Raw genomic sequence first — 17,871 nt, forward strand, 5'->3', positions numbered from 1 at the left:
GTGTCAGCGGTTGACCAGGGGCAGCACCTGCGACTCGAACGTGCGCTTGAGCGTGTTGATGGCAGCCTGGGCCGCCTCGATGCGCTGGGCGGCGGCCGGGGCGCGGATGGACTCACGGAAGGGCTCCGGAATCGCCGCGAGCGCCTGGATGGAGGCGGCCAGCTCGGCGCGAACCTTCACGTCGAGCTCCGAGTCCACGCCCACCACGTCCCGCAACGTCTGCCCCTGGGCCTGCGTGTCGGACAGGTGGCCCAGGTAGACGTTCTCCACGCTGCGCATGTTGTTGGTGAAGTCGCTCAGCGAGTTGTAGGCGAACTGGCTCTCCACCAGGTCCGGGTCCTTCGCGTCGTACGGGGCGGCAATCTTCCCGTTCGCCACCTCGTCGAGGATGTTGATGATGCCGCCCACCATCTCCTGCGCCGCCGACTGCAGCGACGGATAGGCGGCGTTGCCGGCCTGGCCCGCGGTAGTCAGCGTCTCGCGGTACGGAGGCTTGCCGTCCTTGGTCTGCGTCCAGGCGCCGGCGAGAGCGTCACCCACCGCCTTCAGCTCGGCGGTGATGGCGGTGAGGTACTCGAACTGCCGCGGCGCGAAGTCCGCGGGCACCTTCGTGCCGCCGTCGCCGAACAGCAGGTACTCCGCCGTGTGGAATCCCTTCTGCGTCTCCTGGAGGTTGCGCACGTACGAGGGCGTGAGGACATCGCCGCTGGCGAGCACGGCGTCCAGGTCGGTGCGGTTCACCGGCCAGCTGTCCAGCGCCGGGTCATACCTTTCGCTGTCCACGGGACCGAAGAGGAAGCCTTCGCTCTGCTCCCACGGAACGCGCGCGGCGAACCACGCGGCGCGCGCCGCGTCCAGCTTCGCCTGGGTGGGCTCGTTGCGCAGCGCCTGGACCGACGCGTCCAACTCCGTCAGCCGCGTGGCGAGCCGCTGATAGGTGGGCAGCACCACGGTGTCCGTGAAGTTGGTGACCAGGGACTGCTCGAGCCGCGAGTCGGGGCCCAGGTCGCCATCGGAGCTGCCACAGGCGCTGCCCAGCAGGGCGCCAGCCAGGACGACGGGCGTGAGGAGACGGCGGAAGGGGACGGGGATGCGGGACATGATGAAACAGCCTTTCTGGCAGGGGACGTCAGTAGGAGAAGCCAGTGGAGAGGCGCACCGTGTTCTCGGGACGGAAGGCGTCGGAACCGAGGCGGCGGTGGCTGAAGTCGAGCTTGGCGACCGCGATGTTGCGCAGCGTGTACGCGGCGCCCACCGTGTAGACGGTGCGGCGGAAGCGCGGGTTGTTGAACAGCGCCTCACGCGGCTTGAACTGCGTGTCCGCGTAGTCCAGGCGCACGTAGGGGACGACCTGGTGGGCGTCGCTCAGGCCCACGGACGGAGCCACGTTGAAGCCCAGCTCACCCCACATGGCCAGCGCGTTGTCGGAGACGGGCGAGCGCAGCACGTCCAGCAGGTTGGAAAGGCGCGTGTTGCGCTGGGACACCAGCTCCGCGTTCTCCAGGTGGCCGAACAGCACCAGCGCCTTCGCGCGCCAAGGGCCCCGGTTCACCGACAGGTGCGCGTCGAGGATCAGCAGCGGCGCGGACACGTAGCCACAGGGCGCCACCACGTTGGGGTTGGCGTCTTCGCACTGCCGCACCAGGTCCGGCTTGGGCCGGTTGCGCGTGGTGTCGCCGTAATACGCCGAGGCGCCGAAGCTGATGCCGTTGAAGCGGGTGACGTCCGCGCGCACCACGAGCGCCAGGTCCGTGGCGCGCGTCAGTTCGAACCGGCGCTGGTGGCCCGCGCCCACCCAGCGTTGCGAGCTGAAACCCGTGGAGTCCAGGCCGTTGACGACCTGCCCCGTGAGGCGCAGTCCCCAGGGGATGCGCCACTTCACCTGCAGGCCCATCTCGTCCCACGTGTTGGGGATGACGAGCGTCTCCGCCTCGTCCCGGATGGTCCCCAGGTAGTCGGTGGGGCGATAGAACTCGCTCAGCGTGCCCACCGCGACGTAGAAGCGGCCCACCGAGAGGGTGACGTTCGGGCCCAGCGTCTTGGCCAGGTAGAGCTCCTCGACGAGCACCTCGCCGCCCCGGTCCACCTCCATCTCGTATTCGCCGAACTCCTCGTACTCGAGCTCCAGCGAGGCGCCGGTGCCGCCGTGCTCGAACTCCACCTCCATCTCCGCCTTCAACCCGTACTCGGGGAGGCCGGCCTCCAACTCCATCACCAGTCGCGTGGTGTCGAACGCCATGCGCGAGTCGCGCTGCGAGCCTCCCGCGCGGTTCTGGTTCTCACCGTGATTGAAGTAGGCGAACTGCAGGTCCGCGTAGCCGCCGATGTCCAGCGTCAAGGGCGGCCGGGGTGGCGGCGCGTCTTGCGCATCGGAGGGGACAGCGGTGAGCAGTGAGACAGCACACAACGACATCAAGAACGAGCGGGACGCGAAGAAGGTCATCGGAGCGGCGCGCACCGTACATCTTTGAATTTGATTCTGCAAACCAATTTCAATTTGTGGGCAAATGAGAAGGCCCGCGGCGCAGGGCCACGGGCCTTAGGTGCGGCAACGAAGGGGCGTCAGCCGCTCACCACTTCATCGTTTCCTGACCTTCGCTCTTTTGCGGTTTCTCACCCGGACGCGACACGGAGGTGAGGGTGGCGCGCACGGCGCCCAGGTCGATGGTGCCCACGGCGGCCAGCGGCAGGCGGCGCGCGTCGTCTGAAATCCAGACGTGGACTTCACGCTTCTGCTTGGGCCGGTCCAGGCGCACGGCGGTGCCCGTCATGTGCCAGGCATTGAATTGGCCCAGCGGCGTCGTCACCTGTTCGCGCTTCACCACCGAGCCTTGCATGCGCCACATGCGACGCACGCCGTAGACGTCGAAGCACACCTGGAGGTCGTCCTTGAGCGGCAGCTGGCGCAGCAGGTAGATGGCCCCGGCCACATCCAGGCCGTCCTTGTCGAAGGTGTAGTTGAACTGCCCCTTGGGACGCTGGCCGAACTGGTAGTCCACCTTGACGGTGCGCTCCTTCTGGCCGAACGCGACGTCCACCTTGCGGCGCTGTTCGTTCTCCAGGGTGTCCTCGACGTAGCGCTTGGGGCGCAGCGTGCGAGGGTGGAGGTACGCGGTGGCGCTGCCGTGCACGCGCCGCACCTTGGAGAAGAAGGTGTTGGTCTGCGCCTCCACCTGGATGGGGAGGTGCCCATCCTTCTGCTTGTGGACGCGCATCGTCATGGTGCCCGCCTGCGCGCCCATGGCGTCGAGGTCGAACTCGAGCACCTCACCCGGCATGAACGCCATGGGCGTGCGCAGCGCCGGCAGCGCGGAGTCGCACGGCGCCACGGTGAGGGGCCCCTCGGGTTCCTCGGCCTTGGCGCTTTCGGCCTCCGGTGCGTCCGCCTCCGCGTCCGGCAACTGGGCCCAGGCGCTGACGCTGGACAGTGACAACAGGGCCGCGAAGAGGGTGCGCAGGGGGCTCATCCTTTTCCTTCCAGGGACTACGGGGTGCTCTGCGGCGTCTGACGGTCCGGGCGCTTCGCATATTCGGATTCCGCCCAGCGCTTCCGGAGCCGGGTGGTGACTTCCTCGCGGACCGCCTCCCATTCTCCCGCATCCGCGTTGATGTCCCAACCGGTGCGCGCCAGCTTGCGCGCGGCCGTCCGGGCGAAGGTGGCGTCACCCAGCTCGGCGAGCAGCCGGAGGTACTCGTAGTCCTCCAGTCCGTCCCGGATGTGCTTCAGCCGCAGCGTGAGGATGGGTTGGTGGCCGGAAGGACCCACCCTGGCGGGTGTCCCCGGGTAGAAGAGGGTGCCGTCGCCGTTGCCGCCGAACTCGAAGACGTCCTTCCAGGGGTCCTTCTTCGTGTTGTAGGCGAAGACGGTGTCGAAATAGAGCTCGCCGTCCACGCCGGAGGAGAAGGCGAGCACGCCCATGGCCCGGTTGAGCGGGGCGGGGTGGTCCACCATGTACGAAGCCCAGCCGCTGTAGGCCGCGTCCACCGCCTTGTCCGCAGGGGGGCCGCCGTTGCAGCCGTGCGAATTGCAGCTCTGGTACCACCACACGCGGGTGTCACCTGCCAGCCGTTTGCGCAGCGCGCGCGTCTCCACCACGCTGCGGCACGTCTGCGGCCCGGGGCGCGGATAGAAGCAGTTGAGCGTGGGCGTGAGGATGTCCGCCGAGCTGTTCAGCGCGTCATCCAGCGGGCTGGTGACGAGCACGGGAATCGCGCCCGCCGCGCGCACCCGCGTGGACTGGGCCTTCACCAGCGGCACGTCCTCGGGCTTGGGTTCGTCCTTGGCGTAGAAGAAGAGCTGCGCGGGCCAGCCCTTCTGGCGGAAGTGCTCGGCGAAGGCGCGGTAGTACGCCGTCTTCTCCGCGTCCGTCTTCGCCTGCTTGCTGTCACGCACGTCGGTGCTGGTGAAGCGGGCGCCGGAGGGCAGCAGGCTGCCGTCCAGGAAGGGCGCCATCTCCGCGTCGTACTCGCGCCAGTCCAGCACCGCGCGGCCCTTCTCGAAGCGCACGGGAGGCGGCGTCATGCTCATGCCATGGGCACTCACCCGGTGCTCCAGGAGCGCGCGTCCGTAGTCACGCAACAGCTTGCGCGCCTCCGCCGACTCCGGCGCCACGCCGTGGCCCCGGGCGATGCTGTACATCGACACCCCGAAGCTGTTGGGCAGCGAGGACGTGGCGGGCAGGGCGAAGGGCTGCACCTCGGCGGTGAATGGCACCGGCCGGACCTTCGCGTCACCCGCCTTCACCAGCAGCTGTCCCCGGTACGTCCCCGGCTCCTGCTTCTCCGGGGCGCACACCTCCACGTAGAAGACGGTGGGCAACTTCGAGTCATGTCCCGGCGCATCCACCGGAACCAGCGCGTCCGGCCACGGGCCCTTGCGGCCCTGGCCGTTGGACGGCGTCTTCACGTCGATGAAGGCCTCGCGCCAGACGCTGGCCTTCAGCACCGCGCCTGGGCCCTTCAACGTCAGCGACTCCACGGCGGGGCGCTCCACCCGGCCGGGAAGCGCCACCTGCACGGCCTCACACTCACCGCGCGCGAGGCTGAGGCGCGCCTCCTTGCGTCCCTTCACTGCTTCGCCCGGCCGGACCTTGACCAGGGGCGACACCACCTGAGGCTCCTGCGTGGCGGACATCGACGCCGCCACCACCGCCCACGCCCATCCTGCGCCCATCCGCCCCCTTCACTCTCCGGCGGGTGCTACCCGCCATTCTCGGCGCGGGCCACCGTCATGCTCCGGCCCGGCTTGTAGTCGGTTATCTCCGCGACGATGGTGCCCAGCGCGAACTCCGCCTCCACCCGCACCGGCACGTGGCTGGGGTCCGTGGTGAAGTAGACGAACATGTCCCGCTTCGAGGCGAGGTTGCCGCCGAACTCCGTCTTCACGCTGAGCTTGAAGACCTCTTTGTCGCCCAGCGCCGTGCCCAGGACTTCACGCCCTTCCACCTTCGCGCGGAGGGTGAACTGCTTGCTTCCGGTGAAGACGGGATAGGCATACTCCTGCCCCACGACCAGCTCCCGGTTGCGCAACGCGAACGTCGCACCGGTTACATCCAGCGTGCCCTCCGTCACCTCGCGGGTGGACTCGCGCGGGGACTCGCCTTCCTTCTGCTTCACCACGAAGGCCGTCTTGCCGTCCGGCTCCATCTTGATGCGCTGCCGGCGGCGTGAGCCGTTCTCATCCGCGTGCAAGTCACTGCCCACCACGCGCTGGCTCTCCGGCTGCCAGTAGGACACGAACTTGTCCTTGATGGGCCACACGCCCAGCATGTCGTTGGAGCGTGCCACCGCGACGATGGGCCACACGTCCTGGCCCCACTGCTTCATGTGGGCGCCCACCGTCACCTGCGCGGTTCCCGCGGTGATGCCCAGGTACCTGACGCGGTAGGAGCTCTGCTCCCCAGGGCCGAACGCCGGGTTCACGGATTCCTGGGCCATGGCCGTCGCCGACCAGACCAGACCCGCGAGCGCCGCCGCGAACCCCCACTTGGACTGCGTTTGCATCGGGTGAGCTCCCTCGCTTGGAAATTAGGTAGCCTGGCCGCACCGCGCTAGACCCGGCTTGGAACCATTCCCGCCACCGCCCATTTCCACTGACGCGGTTGTTGACCAGCCATTCAATTGATGGCCGCTCACTTCACGGGGAGGCACACTTTCCCACGTCACGCTCCCGCGCGCCTCCTCCCGGCCGGGGCCTGTTCGCCCGGCAGGCGGGAGTGCCGCGCAGCGGCGTGTCCACTCGACGACACCGCTGGTAGCCTTCGCGCGAGGCATCCCGCGGTGTCGGGCGCCATCCCGCAGGAGGGGCACATGTCTGGTGGTGGCGGTTCGTTCGACTTCGACGATGACGAGAAGGAGTCCGCGCGCGGAGGTGGCAAGGCGCACAAGGACTTCGACTGTCCTTCGTGCAACGCCAACAACCCCGTGGATGAAGCGCTCGCCCACGGGGACGAGGTGCGCTGCAACTACTGCGGCTCCGAGTTCAGGGTCAGCGTGAACTCGGAGGGGCGGGTGAAGTTCAAGGAGATTTGAGCGCGCGCTCGCCGAAGATGGCGGTGCCCACGCGGACGACGGTGGCCCCTTCTTCAATGGCCCACTCGAAGTCATGGGTGGTGCCCATGGACAGGCCCGGCAACCCGTGGACACGAGCCAGCTCGCGCAGGGCCTGGAAGTCCGCGCGGGCCCGGACCTCGTCCTCCGTGGGGGGCGGCAGCGCCATCAGCCCCACCGCCTGGAGGCCAGGCAGGGCGCGGACCTCATCCAGGAAGGCGCCGAGCGCGTCGGGTGCCAGGCCGCTCTTGGTGGCCTCGCCGCCCACGTTGACCTCGACGTAGACGGGCAGGGGCGGGGCGCCGTCGCGGCGCTTCGACAGCTCGCGGGCGACCTCCAGCCGGTCCAGGGCGTGGAAGGCCCCAGCCACCCGCGCCACGTACTTCACCTTGTTCGTCTGGAGCGCTCCAATGGCATGCCAGCGCAGGCCGTCCAGGTCCGCCAGCTCCGCGGCCTTGTCCCGCAGCTCCTGCGCGTAGTTCTCCCCGAAGTCGCGCTGGCCGGCGGCGTAGGCCTCGCGGATGAGGTCTGCGGGCTTCAGCTTGGACACCGCCACCAGTGTCACAGACTCCACGGGCCGCCCCGCCCGGGCACAGGCCGCCGCCACCCGCTCCCGCACCGACGCCAGCTGCTCCGCCACGCTCCCGCTCATGAGGCCCTCCAGGGAAGGGGCACGCCGGCCCGCTCCAGCAGGGCCACCGTCTCGCCCAGCGGCAGGCCCACGACGTTGGACGTGCTGCCTTCCACGCCCGCCACCAGGAAACCGCCCTTGCCCTGGATGGCGTAGGCACCCGCCTTGTCCAGGGGCTCGCCGCTGTTCGCGTACCAGGACATCTCCCCGGGGCTCAGGGCGCGGAAGGTGACGCGGGTGTGGACCACCAGCGTCTCCTCATGCCGGCCTGCCAGGGCCACGCCCGTGTAGACGTCATGCGTCCGCCCGGACAGGCGCGTGAGCATGGCCTGGGCCTCCTCGGCGTCCCGGGGCTTGCCCAGCAACTCGGCGCCCAGGGCGACGGTGGTGTCGGCGGCCAGCACCCAGGCGCCCGGGTGGCGGGAAGCCACCACGCGGGCCTTCTCCCGGGCGAGCCGCCCGACATAGGCCTCCGCCGCCTCACCGGCGTGGGGCGTTTCGTCGATGTCCGCCGCGGAAACGGTGAAACGGAGGTCCAGCTGTGACAGAAGTTCCCTGCGTCGCGGCGACGCCGAGGCCAGGACGAGCAACGTTTGATCTGCGTTCATGTGCATGTTACGGCTCGGTCCGGCCTTACCAGACTTGTGCCCCGGAGTGGACTCTACGGATGAATCCCGCGGACCTCCTGTCGGCCATGAAGCGGACAGTGGAGCAGTTGGCCGCCTTCAATGAGATGGCGAAGGCCCTGACGTCCACGCTCGAGCTCCGCGAGGTGCTGGCGCTGGTGATGCAGAAGGTCAGCAGCCTGCTGCTGCCTCGCAACTGGTCGCTCATCCTCCAGGACGAGCGCACCGGAAAGCTCTACTTCGAAATCGCGGTGGGTGACGGCGCGGACGTGCTCAAGGGCCTCCAGCTCAACCCGGGCGAGGGCATTGCCGGCGCCGTATTCACGTCCGGCGCGGCCCGGCTCGTCCATGACGTGGGCGGGGACCCCAGCTTCTCGCCGCGCTTCGATGAAGCCTCCGCCTTCCACACCCGCTCCATCCTCGCGGTGCCGCTGCTGGCCCGGGGCCGGGTGCTGGGCATCATCGAACTGGTGAACGGGCCCATGGACCCACCCTTCACCAACGAGGACCTCACCATCCTCACCGCCATCGCGGACTACGCGGCCATCGCGATTGAGAACGCGCGCAACTTCCGGCGGGTGCAGGAGCTGACGATTACGGACGAGCACACCGGTTGCTACAACGCCCGGCACCTGCGCGCCTTGCTGGACCAGGAGGTGAAGCGCTCGGAGCGCTTCCGCCACCCGCTGTCGCTCGTCTTCCTGGACCTGGACCACTTCAAGAGCGTCAACGACACCCACGGGCACCTGGTGGGCAGCGCCACCTTGAAGGAAGTGGGGGACCTGCTGATTACCCTGGGCCGGCAGAACCTGGACGCCGTCTTCCGCTACGGCGGCGACGAGTTCGCCATGTTGCTGGTGGAGACGGACCAGGAGGGCGCGGCCGTCATCGGCCAGCGCGTCTGCGAGGCCTTCCGGGGGCGGGGCTTCCTCGTGGAGCAGGGCCTGGACGTGCGCCTCACCGCCAGCGTGGGCGTGGCCACCTATCCGGACCATGCCTCGTCCGCGCTGGACCTCATCCGCGCGGCGGACTTCGCCATGTACGCGGCCAAGGCCCGGGGGCGGGACGCGCTCTGCATCGCCGAGCCCATTGCGCCCAACGGCGGCACGGGCTCCCACGAGTTCCCGGAGCGGTAGCTGGCGCTCCGGCCCTGTTGGCCGCGAAGCCCGCAATGAGAGAGGGCCGGGGAGGGGAGTACCCTCGGCCCGGCCCTCGGGGGCGTCACGGTTGGACGCCGGGACTCACCCGGTGCCCACCACGGAGTCGATGGCGGCGGTGTTCGTCACCACCGAGCCCTGCTCACGCAGCGCCTTGAGGAAGGACTCCGTCAGTTCAATCTGCTTGGCCTGACGGGCCTGGGTGCGCAGCTCCTCCTTGCGCTTCTCGAAGCCCTCGGCGTCCGGCTTCTGGCGCTCCACCACCTGCGCCACCACGAAGCCCTCACCCATGGGGAACACGCTGTCGAGCGGCTGCGGGGCGCTGACGGCGAAGGCCGCCTTCACCAGTTCGGGCGCGGGGCCCAGGTGCGGCACCGCCTCACCCTCGGCGGTGAAGCTGTCCGTCTCCACGGCCTCCGGGCGCGTCTCCGTCTCGAAGCGCAGCAGCGCGGGCTGCTCCTTCTCCGGCGGGAAGAGCGTCTTCAGGCCCTGGCCCGACTTGACGGAGGCCAGCGCCTTCTCCGCCTCGGCGCGGGCCTGCTGCTTGGCGCGGTCCTGCTTGTAGAGCGTGGTGGCAATCTCGTCCTGGACGTCCTCGAGCTTCTTGTCCTGGGCGGCTTGCTTCTCATCCACCTTCACCAGGTGCACGCCGAACTTCGTCTCCACCGGCTGCGTCACCTCGCCCTGCTTCAGCGCGAAGGCCGCGTCCGCCAGCGCCGGCTCCCAGCTGCCGCGCTCCACCCAGCCCAGGTCGCCACCGCGCGTCTTGCTGCCCGGGTCCTCGCTGCTGTCACGCGCCACCTGGGCGAAGTCCTTGCCGCCCTCGATTTCCTTGCGCAGCGCCTGCGCCTTCTCCAGGGCCGCCTTCTTCTGGTCGGCGGTGGCCTCCGGAGGCAGCTTCACCAGCACCTGCCGCGCACGGATGCGCTCCGGCTGCTGGTACACGAAGCGGTTGGCCTCGAAGTACTCCTTGATCTCCTTCTCGTGCGCCTTCTTCCACTCGGCCAGCTGCGCCGCCGTGGGGTTGGGGACCTTGTCGGCGTACATGGCCGGCAGGAAGCGCGCGAAGACGACCTTCGCCTGGTTGCCTTCCTTCTCGAAGCGGGCGCGGACCTCGTCGTCCGACACCACCGCGTTGGCGCGCACCACGCCCATCATCTTCTGGGCCGCCAGCTGCCGGCGCAGCTCCAACTCGAAGTCCTGCGGGGTCTTCCGGTAGAAGTCGCGCAGCACCTGCTGGTAGCGCTCGAAGTCGAACTGGCCATCCTTCTGGAAGTCCGCGTTCTGGTGGATGAGCTTGCGCAGCTCTTCGTCGGACGGGTTGATGCCGTGGCGCTCGGCCGCCTGGGCCAGCAGCTCCGTGTTCACCAACCGGTCGAGCACCTGGTTGTGCATGCCGAACTGGCGGGCGAGCGACTCGGGCACCGGGCTGCCCTGGGAGCGCAGGAAGCTCATCTGCTGGGCCCAGGCCGCCGCGAAGTCACGCAGCGGGATTTCCTTGCCGTTCACCGAGGCCACCGAACCGGGCGCCGTCGCCCCACCCGTGGCGCCGAAGCCAGTACTGCCCGGGCCGAACTGGAGCGTGAACACCACCGCGATGCCGATGATGAACAGGAGCGAGGCAACCTTCCGGGGATTCAGACCGTCCATTGTCGTCACTTCTGGGGCAAACGCGCCGAGAAAAGCCGTGCGGAAGGACTCGCGACGCGGTGTTGTTGGTAGCCCGGCCGGTGGGTGGTGGACCAGGAACCGCCCCCCATGCAGGCCTTGACTGCCTAGGACAACGCACCGGAAAATGCAAGCGATTTAGAGCCCTTAGCCAGCCCCTGCTCCCCCATTACACCCCCGGAAACTCCTGCCTGTGTGGTCGCTCCTGAAGCGGTACTACCGCCCCCTCATCGTGGGCTTTCTGCTCCTTTCGCCGCTCGTGGCCTTCCTGCTCGGTGGCCGGAAGGGCAGGGAACCCAACTTCGTCGACCGGGCGATCATCGCCGTGGCGTCCCCCGTGCAACAGGGGCTGACGTCCGTCATTGAGGGCGGGGTGGCTGGGGTCCAGAACTACCTGGACCTCCGGGGCGTGCGGCAGGAGAATGACGCGTTGCGGCTGGAGAACCTCCAACTGCGCGCGGCGGTGCAGTCCCTGGGTGAGTCGCGGATGGAGAACGAGCGGCTGCGCAAGCTGCTCAACTACGCGGAGGCCGAGCCCGGGCCGGAAATCCCCGCGCGGGTGGTGGGCGTCAATCCGGTGGCGAAGCTGCTGTCGGTCCGCATCAGCAGTGGCGAGCAGCAGGGCGTGTTTCGCGGCATGTCCGTGGTGACGCCGGACGGAATCGTGGGACAGGTCATCCGGGCGACGGGCGGGTATGCGGATGTGGCGCTGGTGACGGACCCGCAGAGCCGGGTGGCGGTGCGTGTGCAGCGCTCGCGGGCCCGGGGTACGGCGGCGGGAACGGGAGGCGGGCCCCTGAAGTTGGAGAACATGCTGCGCACCGAGGATGTCGAGGACGGTGACCTCATCATCACCGCGGGCACGGACGGCATCTATCCTCCCGGCGTGGTAGTGGGACGCGTGACGAACCTGGAGAAGAAGGAGCACGGCATGTTCCAGGGCGCGGACATCGTTCCGGCGGTGGATACGAGCAAGCTGGAAGAGGTGTTGGTGGTGGGCAGCCCCTACAGCGCCATGGCGCCGGGCAGCACCGCGGAGGGCGCGTCGAAATGAAGTTCCTGGTGTCTGTCGCACTGGCGCTGGCGTTGCTCACGCTGGAATCGGTCCTGGTGAAGCAGGCGGGCCTGGAGCTCGGCCGGATTGACGTCACCGTGGTGCTGGTGGCGTTCCTGGCCTTGCGGGCCTCGCTGCTCGAAGGGACCTTCTCCGCCTTCTCGGTGGGATATCTGCTCGACCTGATGAGCGGGCAGCCCACCTGGCTCTACACCTTCCTGGCTGTGTTCATCTTCCTGGTGGGAAGGCTGGTGCCGACCTTCGTGGAAGTCCGGGGCCCGCTGGCCTTCGCCCTGTTCGCCATGGGCGCGGACGTGGGCCATTCGCTGCTGGCCACCTTCTTCACCTGGCTGACGGTGAAGGACGACGGTCCGGGCTCGCAGCTGGCGGAGATGCCGCTGCAGGTGGCGCTCACGGGCATCGCGGCGCTGGCGCTCTACCCGTTGCTGCGGCGCTTCGAGGCGTCTCAGGAGCGGCCCGCGGGGTTGCTGCGGTGACGCCACCCACCTTGGGCAACACGACGCCGGGGCGCGAGCTCAAGCGGCGCTTCCTGTGGCTGGGCCTGGCCATGGTGGCGGGCCTGGGGCTGATTTCCATCCAGCTCTACCGGCTGCAAATCACCCGGGGCGAGGAGTACGCCGCCAAGAGCGTGGCCAACTTCGTCAAGGAGGTGCGGCTGCGCGCCGACCGCGGCGTCATCAAGGACGCGCGAGGCACCATCCTGGTGGACAGCCGTCCGTCCTTCGACGCCTTCATCACCCCGGCCTTCTGCACCGACTGCTACGAGCAGGTCATCCCCCGCCTGGCGGAGCTGCTCCAGTGGGACCCGGACCAGCGCAAGAAGGTGGAGGACATGGTGCGCATGGGGCGGCGCAACGCCCCCTTCCAGCCGGTGCCGGTGCGCGTGGACCTGTCGCGCGACGAGTACGACCGGCTGGCCGCGCGCCGCGACATCCTGGACGGCGTGGAGGTGGCGCCCGTGCCGCACCGGCACTACCGCACCAACTCCGTGCTGTCGCACGTGCTGGGCTACATGAATGAAATCACCCAGGAGGAGCTGGAGCGCCTCAATGGCGACGGCGCCCGCTATGCCCTGGGGGACTACATTGGCCGGCGCGGGCTGGAGCGCTACTTCGAGCAGCGGCTGCGTGGCACCGACGGTGTGCGCAAGGAAGTGGTGAACGCGCGCGGGCAGACCATTGAAGAGCTGAACGACAAGCTGGGCGACAACGCCGTGGTGTCGCCGCGTCCGGGCAGCAACCTGGTGCTGTCCCTCGACATGCGGCTGCAGGAGGAGGCGGAGCGGGCCTTCCCCGGCGTGACGGGCGCGGTGGTCGCCATTGACGTCAACACGGGCTTCATCCGCGCGCTGGTGTCGCGCCCGGGCTTCGACCCCAACCTGCTCACCGGCCGCGTGACGCCCGCCCAGATGGCGCTCCTGTCGAGAGATCCGCTGGACCCGATGATCAACCGCGTGGCCGCCGAGCACTACAGCCCGGGCTCCACCTTCAAGGTCGTCACCGCGCTGGCCGCGTTCAAGTCCGGCGCCTTCCGCCCGGAGACGGTGGTGAACTGCCCCGGTGGTTACCGCCTGGGCGCGCGCACCTGGCGTTGCCACAGGGACGCCGGACACGGGCTCGTGGATGGCTTCACGGCGATGAAGTCGTCGTGCGACACCTGGTACTACAAGGTGGCGGACACCATCGGCCTGGACCCCATTGGAGAGATGGGCAAGGCCCTGGGCCTGGGCAGCCCCACGGGCGTCAACGTGGTGGCCGAGGTCCCGGGCATCATGCCGACCAGCGCCTACCACGACAAGGCGTCGCCCGGCGGCTACACCAAGGGCATGGCGCTCAACAGCTCCATTGGCCAGGGCGACAACAACGTCACGCCGCTCCAACTGGCGCTGGTGTACGCGGCCATCGCCAACGGCGGCACGCTCTACAAGCCGCAGATGGTGAACCGTCTGGAGGACCTGGACGGGCAGACCATCGAGTCGTTCCAGCCGGAGGTGGTGCGCAAGGTGGACCTGCCGCCCGCGCACCTCAAGGCAGTGGTGGAGAGCCTGGTGATGGTGGCGCACGAGCCGGGCGGTACCGCCTATCGCGCGCGCATGAATCACATGCGGGACAAGGACATCCTGGTGGCGTCCAAGACGGGCACCGCGCAGGTGGCCCGCCTGGGGGCAATCCGCCTGCGGACGCACCAGATGAGCTACTTCGAGCGCGACCACGCCTGGTACGCGGGCTTCGCGCCGGCGGACAAGCCGGAGCTGGTCATCGTCGTGCTCAACGAGCACGGCGGCCACGGCGGTTCGGACGCGGCGCCCACCGCGATGGCGGTGTTCCAGAAGTACTTCGATTTGAAGAAGCTGGACGCCACGGCGCCGCCGCCGCGTCCCAATCAGCCCTACACGCCGTCCTCCGTGACGCGCGCGCCCTCAGCCGACGAGGCGGCGCTGACGCGAAGGGTACGGCCACCGGCCCGGCTTCCGGGCGATGAAGAGGATCGCACGCGTGCAACTGCGGATTGAGCGCCGGATGGTGCCCCACATCCCCTGGGGCCTCATCTTCTCCGTGCTGGCGGTGTGCGGGCTGGGCATCTGGAACCTCGCCTCGGCGTCACGGCCGCCGCACTCGCCCGTCTGGGGCTCGCAGATGGGCTACCTGGGCATCAGCATGGTCGCCGTGCTGGTGGTGTGCCTGGTGGACTACCGGTGGATTCAGCGCATGGCGCTGCCCATCTACGTGGGCAACATCCTGCTGCTCATCGCGCTGCGCTTCTTCGGCCACACGGCCAAGGGCGCGGAGAGCTGGTTCGTCATCGGCCCGTTCCGCATGCAGCCCGCGGAGTTCATGAAGATTGGCGTCGTGCTGATGCTGGCCAAGGTCTACCACGACGACTTCCAGCCCAATGCGCCCTCCTACAGCCTGACGCGGCTGTGGAAGCCGGTGCTCGTCGTCTTCGTGCCCTTCGCGCTGGTGCTGGTGCAGCCGGACCTGGGCACCGCGCTGATGATTGGCCTGTCGTCGCTCACCATCATCCTCTTCGGGAAGGTGCGCTGGTATCTGGTGGCCACGCTGGTGGCGGGCGTGTTCGCCGCCGGCATCGTCATCTGGAACGACTACATCCGCGACGTGCCGGAGCCTCGGCCCACCATCGTCCGGCACCACCTGAAGAAGCACCAGAGCCAGCGCATCTCCGGCTGGCTGGACCCCGAGGCGGACCTGCGCGGCAGCGGCTATCACGCGGCGCAGTCGAAAATCGCGGTGGGCAGCGGCGGCGTGTCCGGCAAGGGCTGGCGCGAGGGCACCCAGACGGGCCTGCGCTTCCTGCCCGAGCAGCACACCGACTTCATCTTCTCCGTGTGGGCGGAGGAGCATGGCTTCGTCATGTGCATCGTCCTGCTCGTGCTCTATGGCGCCATCTTCATCTTCGGCCTGGGCGTGGGGTTCAACGCGCGCGACAGGTTCGGCGCCTTCGTCGCGGTGGGCGTCGTGGCGATGCTCTTCTGGCAGGTGTTCGAGAACATCGGCATGGTGATTGGCCTGCTGCCGGTGACGGGAATCACCCTGCCGTTGATGAGTTATGGCGGCTCATCCCTGCTTTCCGTGATGCTCAGCATCGGCTTGCTGGTGAACATCAGCATGCGCCGTCACATGTTCTGAGAATTTCCGGATTTATCCTCGCGAGACGGGCGCAAGCGTTTCTCGGCGCGCGGCATGGGGTGGTGTATGAATCACCCCACCAACGCACGTGGGGCGAGTCCTCCCGGGCAGATGAGGACGCGTCATGCAGAGGAAGGGTGGCCAGAAGGCAGTCGGGAGCACGCGGGTGGAGGCGCCGGTGCGCGCGCCCGCGCGAGCGCCAGCGCAGGCCGCGGCGCCGGTGAAGGAGGTCCGCCCCGCGGTGGTTCCGGCGCGTCCTGGTGGCAACGTGGCGGCGGTGAGCCCCGAGCCGAGGCCGACCTTCTCGCCGTTGATTGAGATGAATCAGGGCGAGGCGGAGCACCGTCACTTTCCCCGCGCCCAGCTCGCCACGCGCTTCGAGGTGTGGGTGGATGACGAGGCGGGCGAGCGTCGCTTCGAGGCGAGCCTCGTGTCCGTCAACGTCAGCGTCAGCGGGGCGTTCCTGGAGAGCACCTTCTATCTGCCGCTGGGCACCGTGCTGGGCGTGAGCTTCGCGCTGGAGCCGGGCGCCGCGCCCGTGCAGGCGCGCGCGGAAATCGTGCGGGAGGAGCGGGGGAACGGGCCGGAGGGCCGCAGCGGCTTTGGCGTGCGCTTCCTCGACTTCAGCGGTCAGACGGAGGTGGCACTGGCGCGGCTCTTCGTGGGGATGCGGCTGCGGGCCTTCGCGGAGGATTATCTCAAGTCCCAGCGGGCTCGCTCCCTGCCCAACGAGGTGGAGCGCGTGGTGGACGTGCTGGCGGCCTGGGAGCTGCTCAAGGCGACGTCGTCCGTTTCCGACCCTTGGCAGGGCTGATGCGTTGGACCGGTCATCGCCCAGGGCCGTGGGCGGGTGTCCGGTGTGCAGGCACTCAGGCCGACTTGCTGCCCGAAATCTGGCGGCGGCGTTCGGCCTGGTAGTGCGCGGAGCACAGACCCTTCGAGCGCTGCTCGCGAGTACAGCCCTCCATGGTGCAGCGGCGATCCAGTGAAACCAGGCTGGCGCCCGCCATCACCTTCGGCGGACGGCCGCGGCGCCGGCCCGCGGTGAGCGCGGTGGAGCTGGGCGAGGTGCTCCCCAGCCTGGGCATCCCGTCGTTGAGCGCGCGCAGCATGCCGCGTCCAATGGCGTCTCCCAATGCTTCGGCCCAGTTCACCATGGCCGGCGTCAGCGGGACGGTGGACAATTCTTTGCGTGGACGTGCCATGAATACTCCAAGTGAAAACAGTCAGCCAACACAGACACTGCTATGTGCCTATTTGGCGGTTGAAGTCATCGCTGTCAATACAACCTTGGAGGGTCTGTCTTGACTCGTAAACGATCTCAGAAAATTGATGACAAGACTGCAAATGGATACGTATTTCCCGTATGTCCTCACGGCACTGTGACACTCGCAGCGGTCGACCCGTCTGTCTCGGCGGGTGAACACGCGAAATATGAGAAGACGCTCAAAACGCTCCAGGAGCGCGTCTTCGAGCTGCAGATCCAGAACTACCTGGCGGGGCGGAAGGCCGTCATCGTCTTCGAGGGCTGGGACGCCTCCGGCAAGGGCGGCGCCATTCGCAGGCTCACCACGCTGATGGACCCGCGCGGTTACAAGGTCTGGCCCATCTCCTCGCCGTCAGAGGACGAGCGCAGACACCATTACCTGTGGCGCTTCTGGCGCAAGACGCCGGGCGCGGGCGAGGTCTGCATGTTCGACCGGAGCTGGTACGGCCGGGTGCTGGTGGAGCGGGTAGAGGGCTTCGCGAAGCCGGCGGAATGGCGGCGCGCCTACGATGAAATCAATGCTTTTGAACACATGCTCACCGCGGACGGTGTGCGGATGGTGAAGTTCTTCATCCACATCGACAAGAAGACGCAGCTGCAGCGGTTTCGCGAGCGCGAGGCGGACCCGGCCAGGCGCTACAAGCTGGGGCCCGAGGACTGGCGGAACCGGGCGAAGTGGAAGAAGTACGAGGCGGCCATCCAGGAGATGCTGGACCGCACGCACCGCCCCGACGCGCCGTGGCACGTGGTGCCAGGGAACGACAAGCGCTACTCGCGGCTGGAGGTGCTCCGCCGCTGCGTGGAGTTGCTGGGCTGAGACAGGAGGAGGCGCACGGGTGGTGCGCGGAAGAGCAGCAGGGCTCTCTCGCGCGTCCGACCCCGCAGCGCGGCGAGTCTACGTCAGGGCCTTCTTCACCGCCTCTTCGATGCGGGCCTTGGGCACCGCGCCGACAATCTGCTCCACCACGCGGCCGCCCTTGAACAGGAGCAGGGTGGGGATGGAGCGGATGCCGTACTCCTGCGGCGTGTCCTGGTTCTCATCGATGTTGAGCTTGGCGAACTTCACCTGCCCCTTGTACTGCGAGGCCAGCGCTTCGATGGAGGGCGCGATGGCGCGGCACGGCGCGCACCACGTCGCCCAGAAATCCACCAGCACGGGCTCCTGGGAGTCCAGGACCTGCTGCTTGAAGTCGCCATCCCCGATGTTCGTCACGTCCGCGCCTGCCATGGTGTCTCCTCGTGCCCTGTCCG

The 17,871-nt window shown here is 68.4% G+C and carries 18 protein-coding genes; 8 read left to right on the plus strand and 10 right to left on the minus strand.

Annotated elements, in window-relative coordinates:
• Positions 1-3: 3 nt before the first annotated feature.
• The 5 genes from OZ403_RS13485 to OZ403_RS13505 form a co-directional block, all read right to left on the minus strand.
• A complete protein-coding gene (locus OZ403_RS13485) occupies positions 4-1,101 on the minus strand; it encodes an imelysin family protein (RefSeq protein ID WP_140790096.1) in 1,098 nt (365 codons plus the stop codon).
• A 28-nt stretch (positions 1,102-1,129) separates the two neighbouring features.
• Positions 1,130-2,458 carry a hypothetical protein gene (locus OZ403_RS13490; protein ID WP_268784373.1) on the minus strand — a complete coding sequence of 443 codons (1,329 nt, stop codon included), beginning with the start codon at positions 2,456-2,458 and terminating at the stop codon, positions 1,130-1,132.
• A gap of 112 nt (positions 2,459-2,570) precedes the next feature.
• Entirely contained in the window at positions 2,571-3,467 is an 897-nt protein-coding gene (locus OZ403_RS13495) for a DUF3108 domain-containing protein (RefSeq protein ID WP_268784374.1), read from the minus strand.
• A gap of 17 nt (positions 3,468-3,484) precedes the next feature.
• The gene (locus tag OZ403_RS13500; protein ID WP_268784375.1) at positions 3,485-5,173 is read right to left on the minus strand and encodes a DUF4091 domain-containing protein; all 1,689 of its coding nucleotides are present in this window, start codon (positions 5,171-5,173) and stop codon (positions 3,485-3,487) included.
• 26 nt (positions 5,174-5,199) lie between these two features.
• Positions 5,200-6,003, minus strand: a complete 804-nt coding sequence (locus OZ403_RS13505) for a DUF3108 domain-containing protein (RefSeq protein WP_140790102.1) — start codon at positions 6,001-6,003, stop codon at positions 5,200-5,202.
• A gap of 306 nt (positions 6,004-6,309) precedes the next feature.
• On the opposite strand from OZ403_RS13505, the gene OZ403_RS13510 reads away from it, so the two are divergent.
• Positions 6,310-6,531 (plus strand): hypothetical protein, encoded by a 222-nt coding sequence (locus OZ403_RS13510; protein WP_140790104.1) that lies wholly within the window; start codon positions 6,310-6,312, stop codon positions 6,529-6,531.
• Here the strand turns inward: OZ403_RS13510 and OZ403_RS13515 are convergent.
• Positions 6,518-7,201, minus strand: a complete 684-nt coding sequence (locus tag OZ403_RS13515) for a YggS family pyridoxal phosphate-dependent enzyme (protein ID WP_140790106.1) — start codon at positions 7,199-7,201, stop codon at positions 6,518-6,520. The genes OZ403_RS13510 and OZ403_RS13515 overlap by 14 nt on opposite strands.
• Positions 7,198-7,794 (minus strand): Maf family protein, encoded by a 597-nt coding sequence (locus OZ403_RS13520; RefSeq protein WP_140790108.1) that lies wholly within the window; start codon positions 7,792-7,794, stop codon positions 7,198-7,200. The genes OZ403_RS13515 and OZ403_RS13520 overlap by 4 nt, the downstream gene beginning before the upstream one ends.
• A gap of 53 nt (positions 7,795-7,847) precedes the next feature.
• On the opposite strand from OZ403_RS13520, the gene OZ403_RS13525 reads away from it, so the two are divergent.
• Positions 7,848-8,942, plus strand: coding sequence for a GGDEF domain-containing protein (locus OZ403_RS13525; protein ID WP_140790110.1), 1,095 nt, complete (start codon positions 7,848-7,850; stop codon positions 8,940-8,942).
• Positions 8,943-9,047: 105 nt separating this feature from the next.
• On the opposite strand, the gene OZ403_RS13530 is transcribed toward OZ403_RS13525, so the two are convergent.
• A complete protein-coding gene (locus OZ403_RS13530) occupies positions 9,048-10,613 on the minus strand; it encodes a peptidylprolyl isomerase (RefSeq protein WP_174260533.1) in 1,566 nt (521 codons plus the stop codon).
• 211 nt (positions 10,614-10,824) lie between these two features.
• Between OZ403_RS13530 and mreC the strand changes: the two genes are divergently transcribed.
• From mreC to OZ403_RS13555, 5 genes are all read left to right on the plus strand, one after another.
• The gene (gene mreC, locus OZ403_RS13535) at positions 10,825-11,685 is read left to right on the plus strand and encodes a rod shape-determining protein MreC (protein WP_140790114.1); all 861 of its coding nucleotides are present in this window, start codon (positions 10,825-10,827) and stop codon (positions 11,683-11,685) included.
• Positions 11,682-12,182: a hypothetical protein gene (locus OZ403_RS13540; protein ID WP_140790116.1), complete on the plus strand. Its 501-nt coding sequence runs from the start codon at positions 11,682-11,684 to the stop codon at positions 12,180-12,182. The genes mreC and OZ403_RS13540 overlap by 4 nt, the downstream gene beginning before the upstream one ends.
• Positions 12,179-14,218 (plus strand): penicillin-binding protein 2, encoded by a 2,040-nt coding sequence (gene mrdA, locus OZ403_RS13545; protein WP_140790118.1) that lies wholly within the window; start codon positions 12,179-12,181, stop codon positions 14,216-14,218. The genes OZ403_RS13540 and mrdA overlap by 4 nt, the downstream gene beginning before the upstream one ends.
• Positions 14,219-14,225: 7 nt before the next feature.
• Entirely contained in the window at positions 14,226-15,353 is a 1,128-nt protein-coding gene (gene rodA, locus OZ403_RS13550; RefSeq protein WP_141253892.1) for a rod shape-determining protein RodA, read from the plus strand.
• A 124-nt stretch (positions 15,354-15,477) separates the two neighbouring features.
• Positions 15,478-16,167 carry a PilZ domain-containing protein gene (locus OZ403_RS13555; protein WP_140798024.1) on the plus strand — a complete coding sequence of 230 codons (690 nt, stop codon included), beginning with the start codon at positions 15,478-15,480 and terminating at the stop codon, positions 16,165-16,167.
• 55 nt (positions 16,168-16,222) lie between these two features.
• Here the strand turns inward: OZ403_RS13555 and OZ403_RS13560 are convergent, their stop codons facing one another.
• Positions 16,223-16,558: a hypothetical protein gene (locus OZ403_RS13560; protein ID WP_090489138.1), complete on the minus strand. Its 336-nt coding sequence runs from the start codon at positions 16,556-16,558 to the stop codon at positions 16,223-16,225.
• Between the two features lie 177 nt (positions 16,559-16,735).
• Here OZ403_RS13560 and OZ403_RS13565 point away from each other — a divergent pair, with 177 nt between their 5' ends.
• On the plus strand, positions 16,736-17,437 hold the full coding sequence (locus tag OZ403_RS13565) for a polyphosphate kinase 2 family protein (protein WP_237078274.1): 702 nt from the start codon (positions 16,736-16,738) through the stop codon (positions 17,435-17,437).
• A gap of 78 nt (positions 17,438-17,515) precedes the next feature.
• On the opposite strand, the gene trxA is transcribed toward OZ403_RS13565, so the two are convergent.
• Positions 17,516-17,848: a thioredoxin gene (gene trxA, locus OZ403_RS13570; RefSeq protein ID WP_011552722.1), complete on the minus strand. Its 333-nt coding sequence runs from the start codon at positions 17,846-17,848 to the stop codon at positions 17,516-17,518.
• Positions 17,849-17,871: the final 23 nt, after the last annotated feature.

It is taken from the genome of Myxococcus sp. NMCA1, from assembly GCF_026810205.1.
GTDB lineage: Bacteria > Myxococcota > Myxococcia > Myxococcales > Myxococcaceae > Myxococcus > Myxococcus xanthus_A.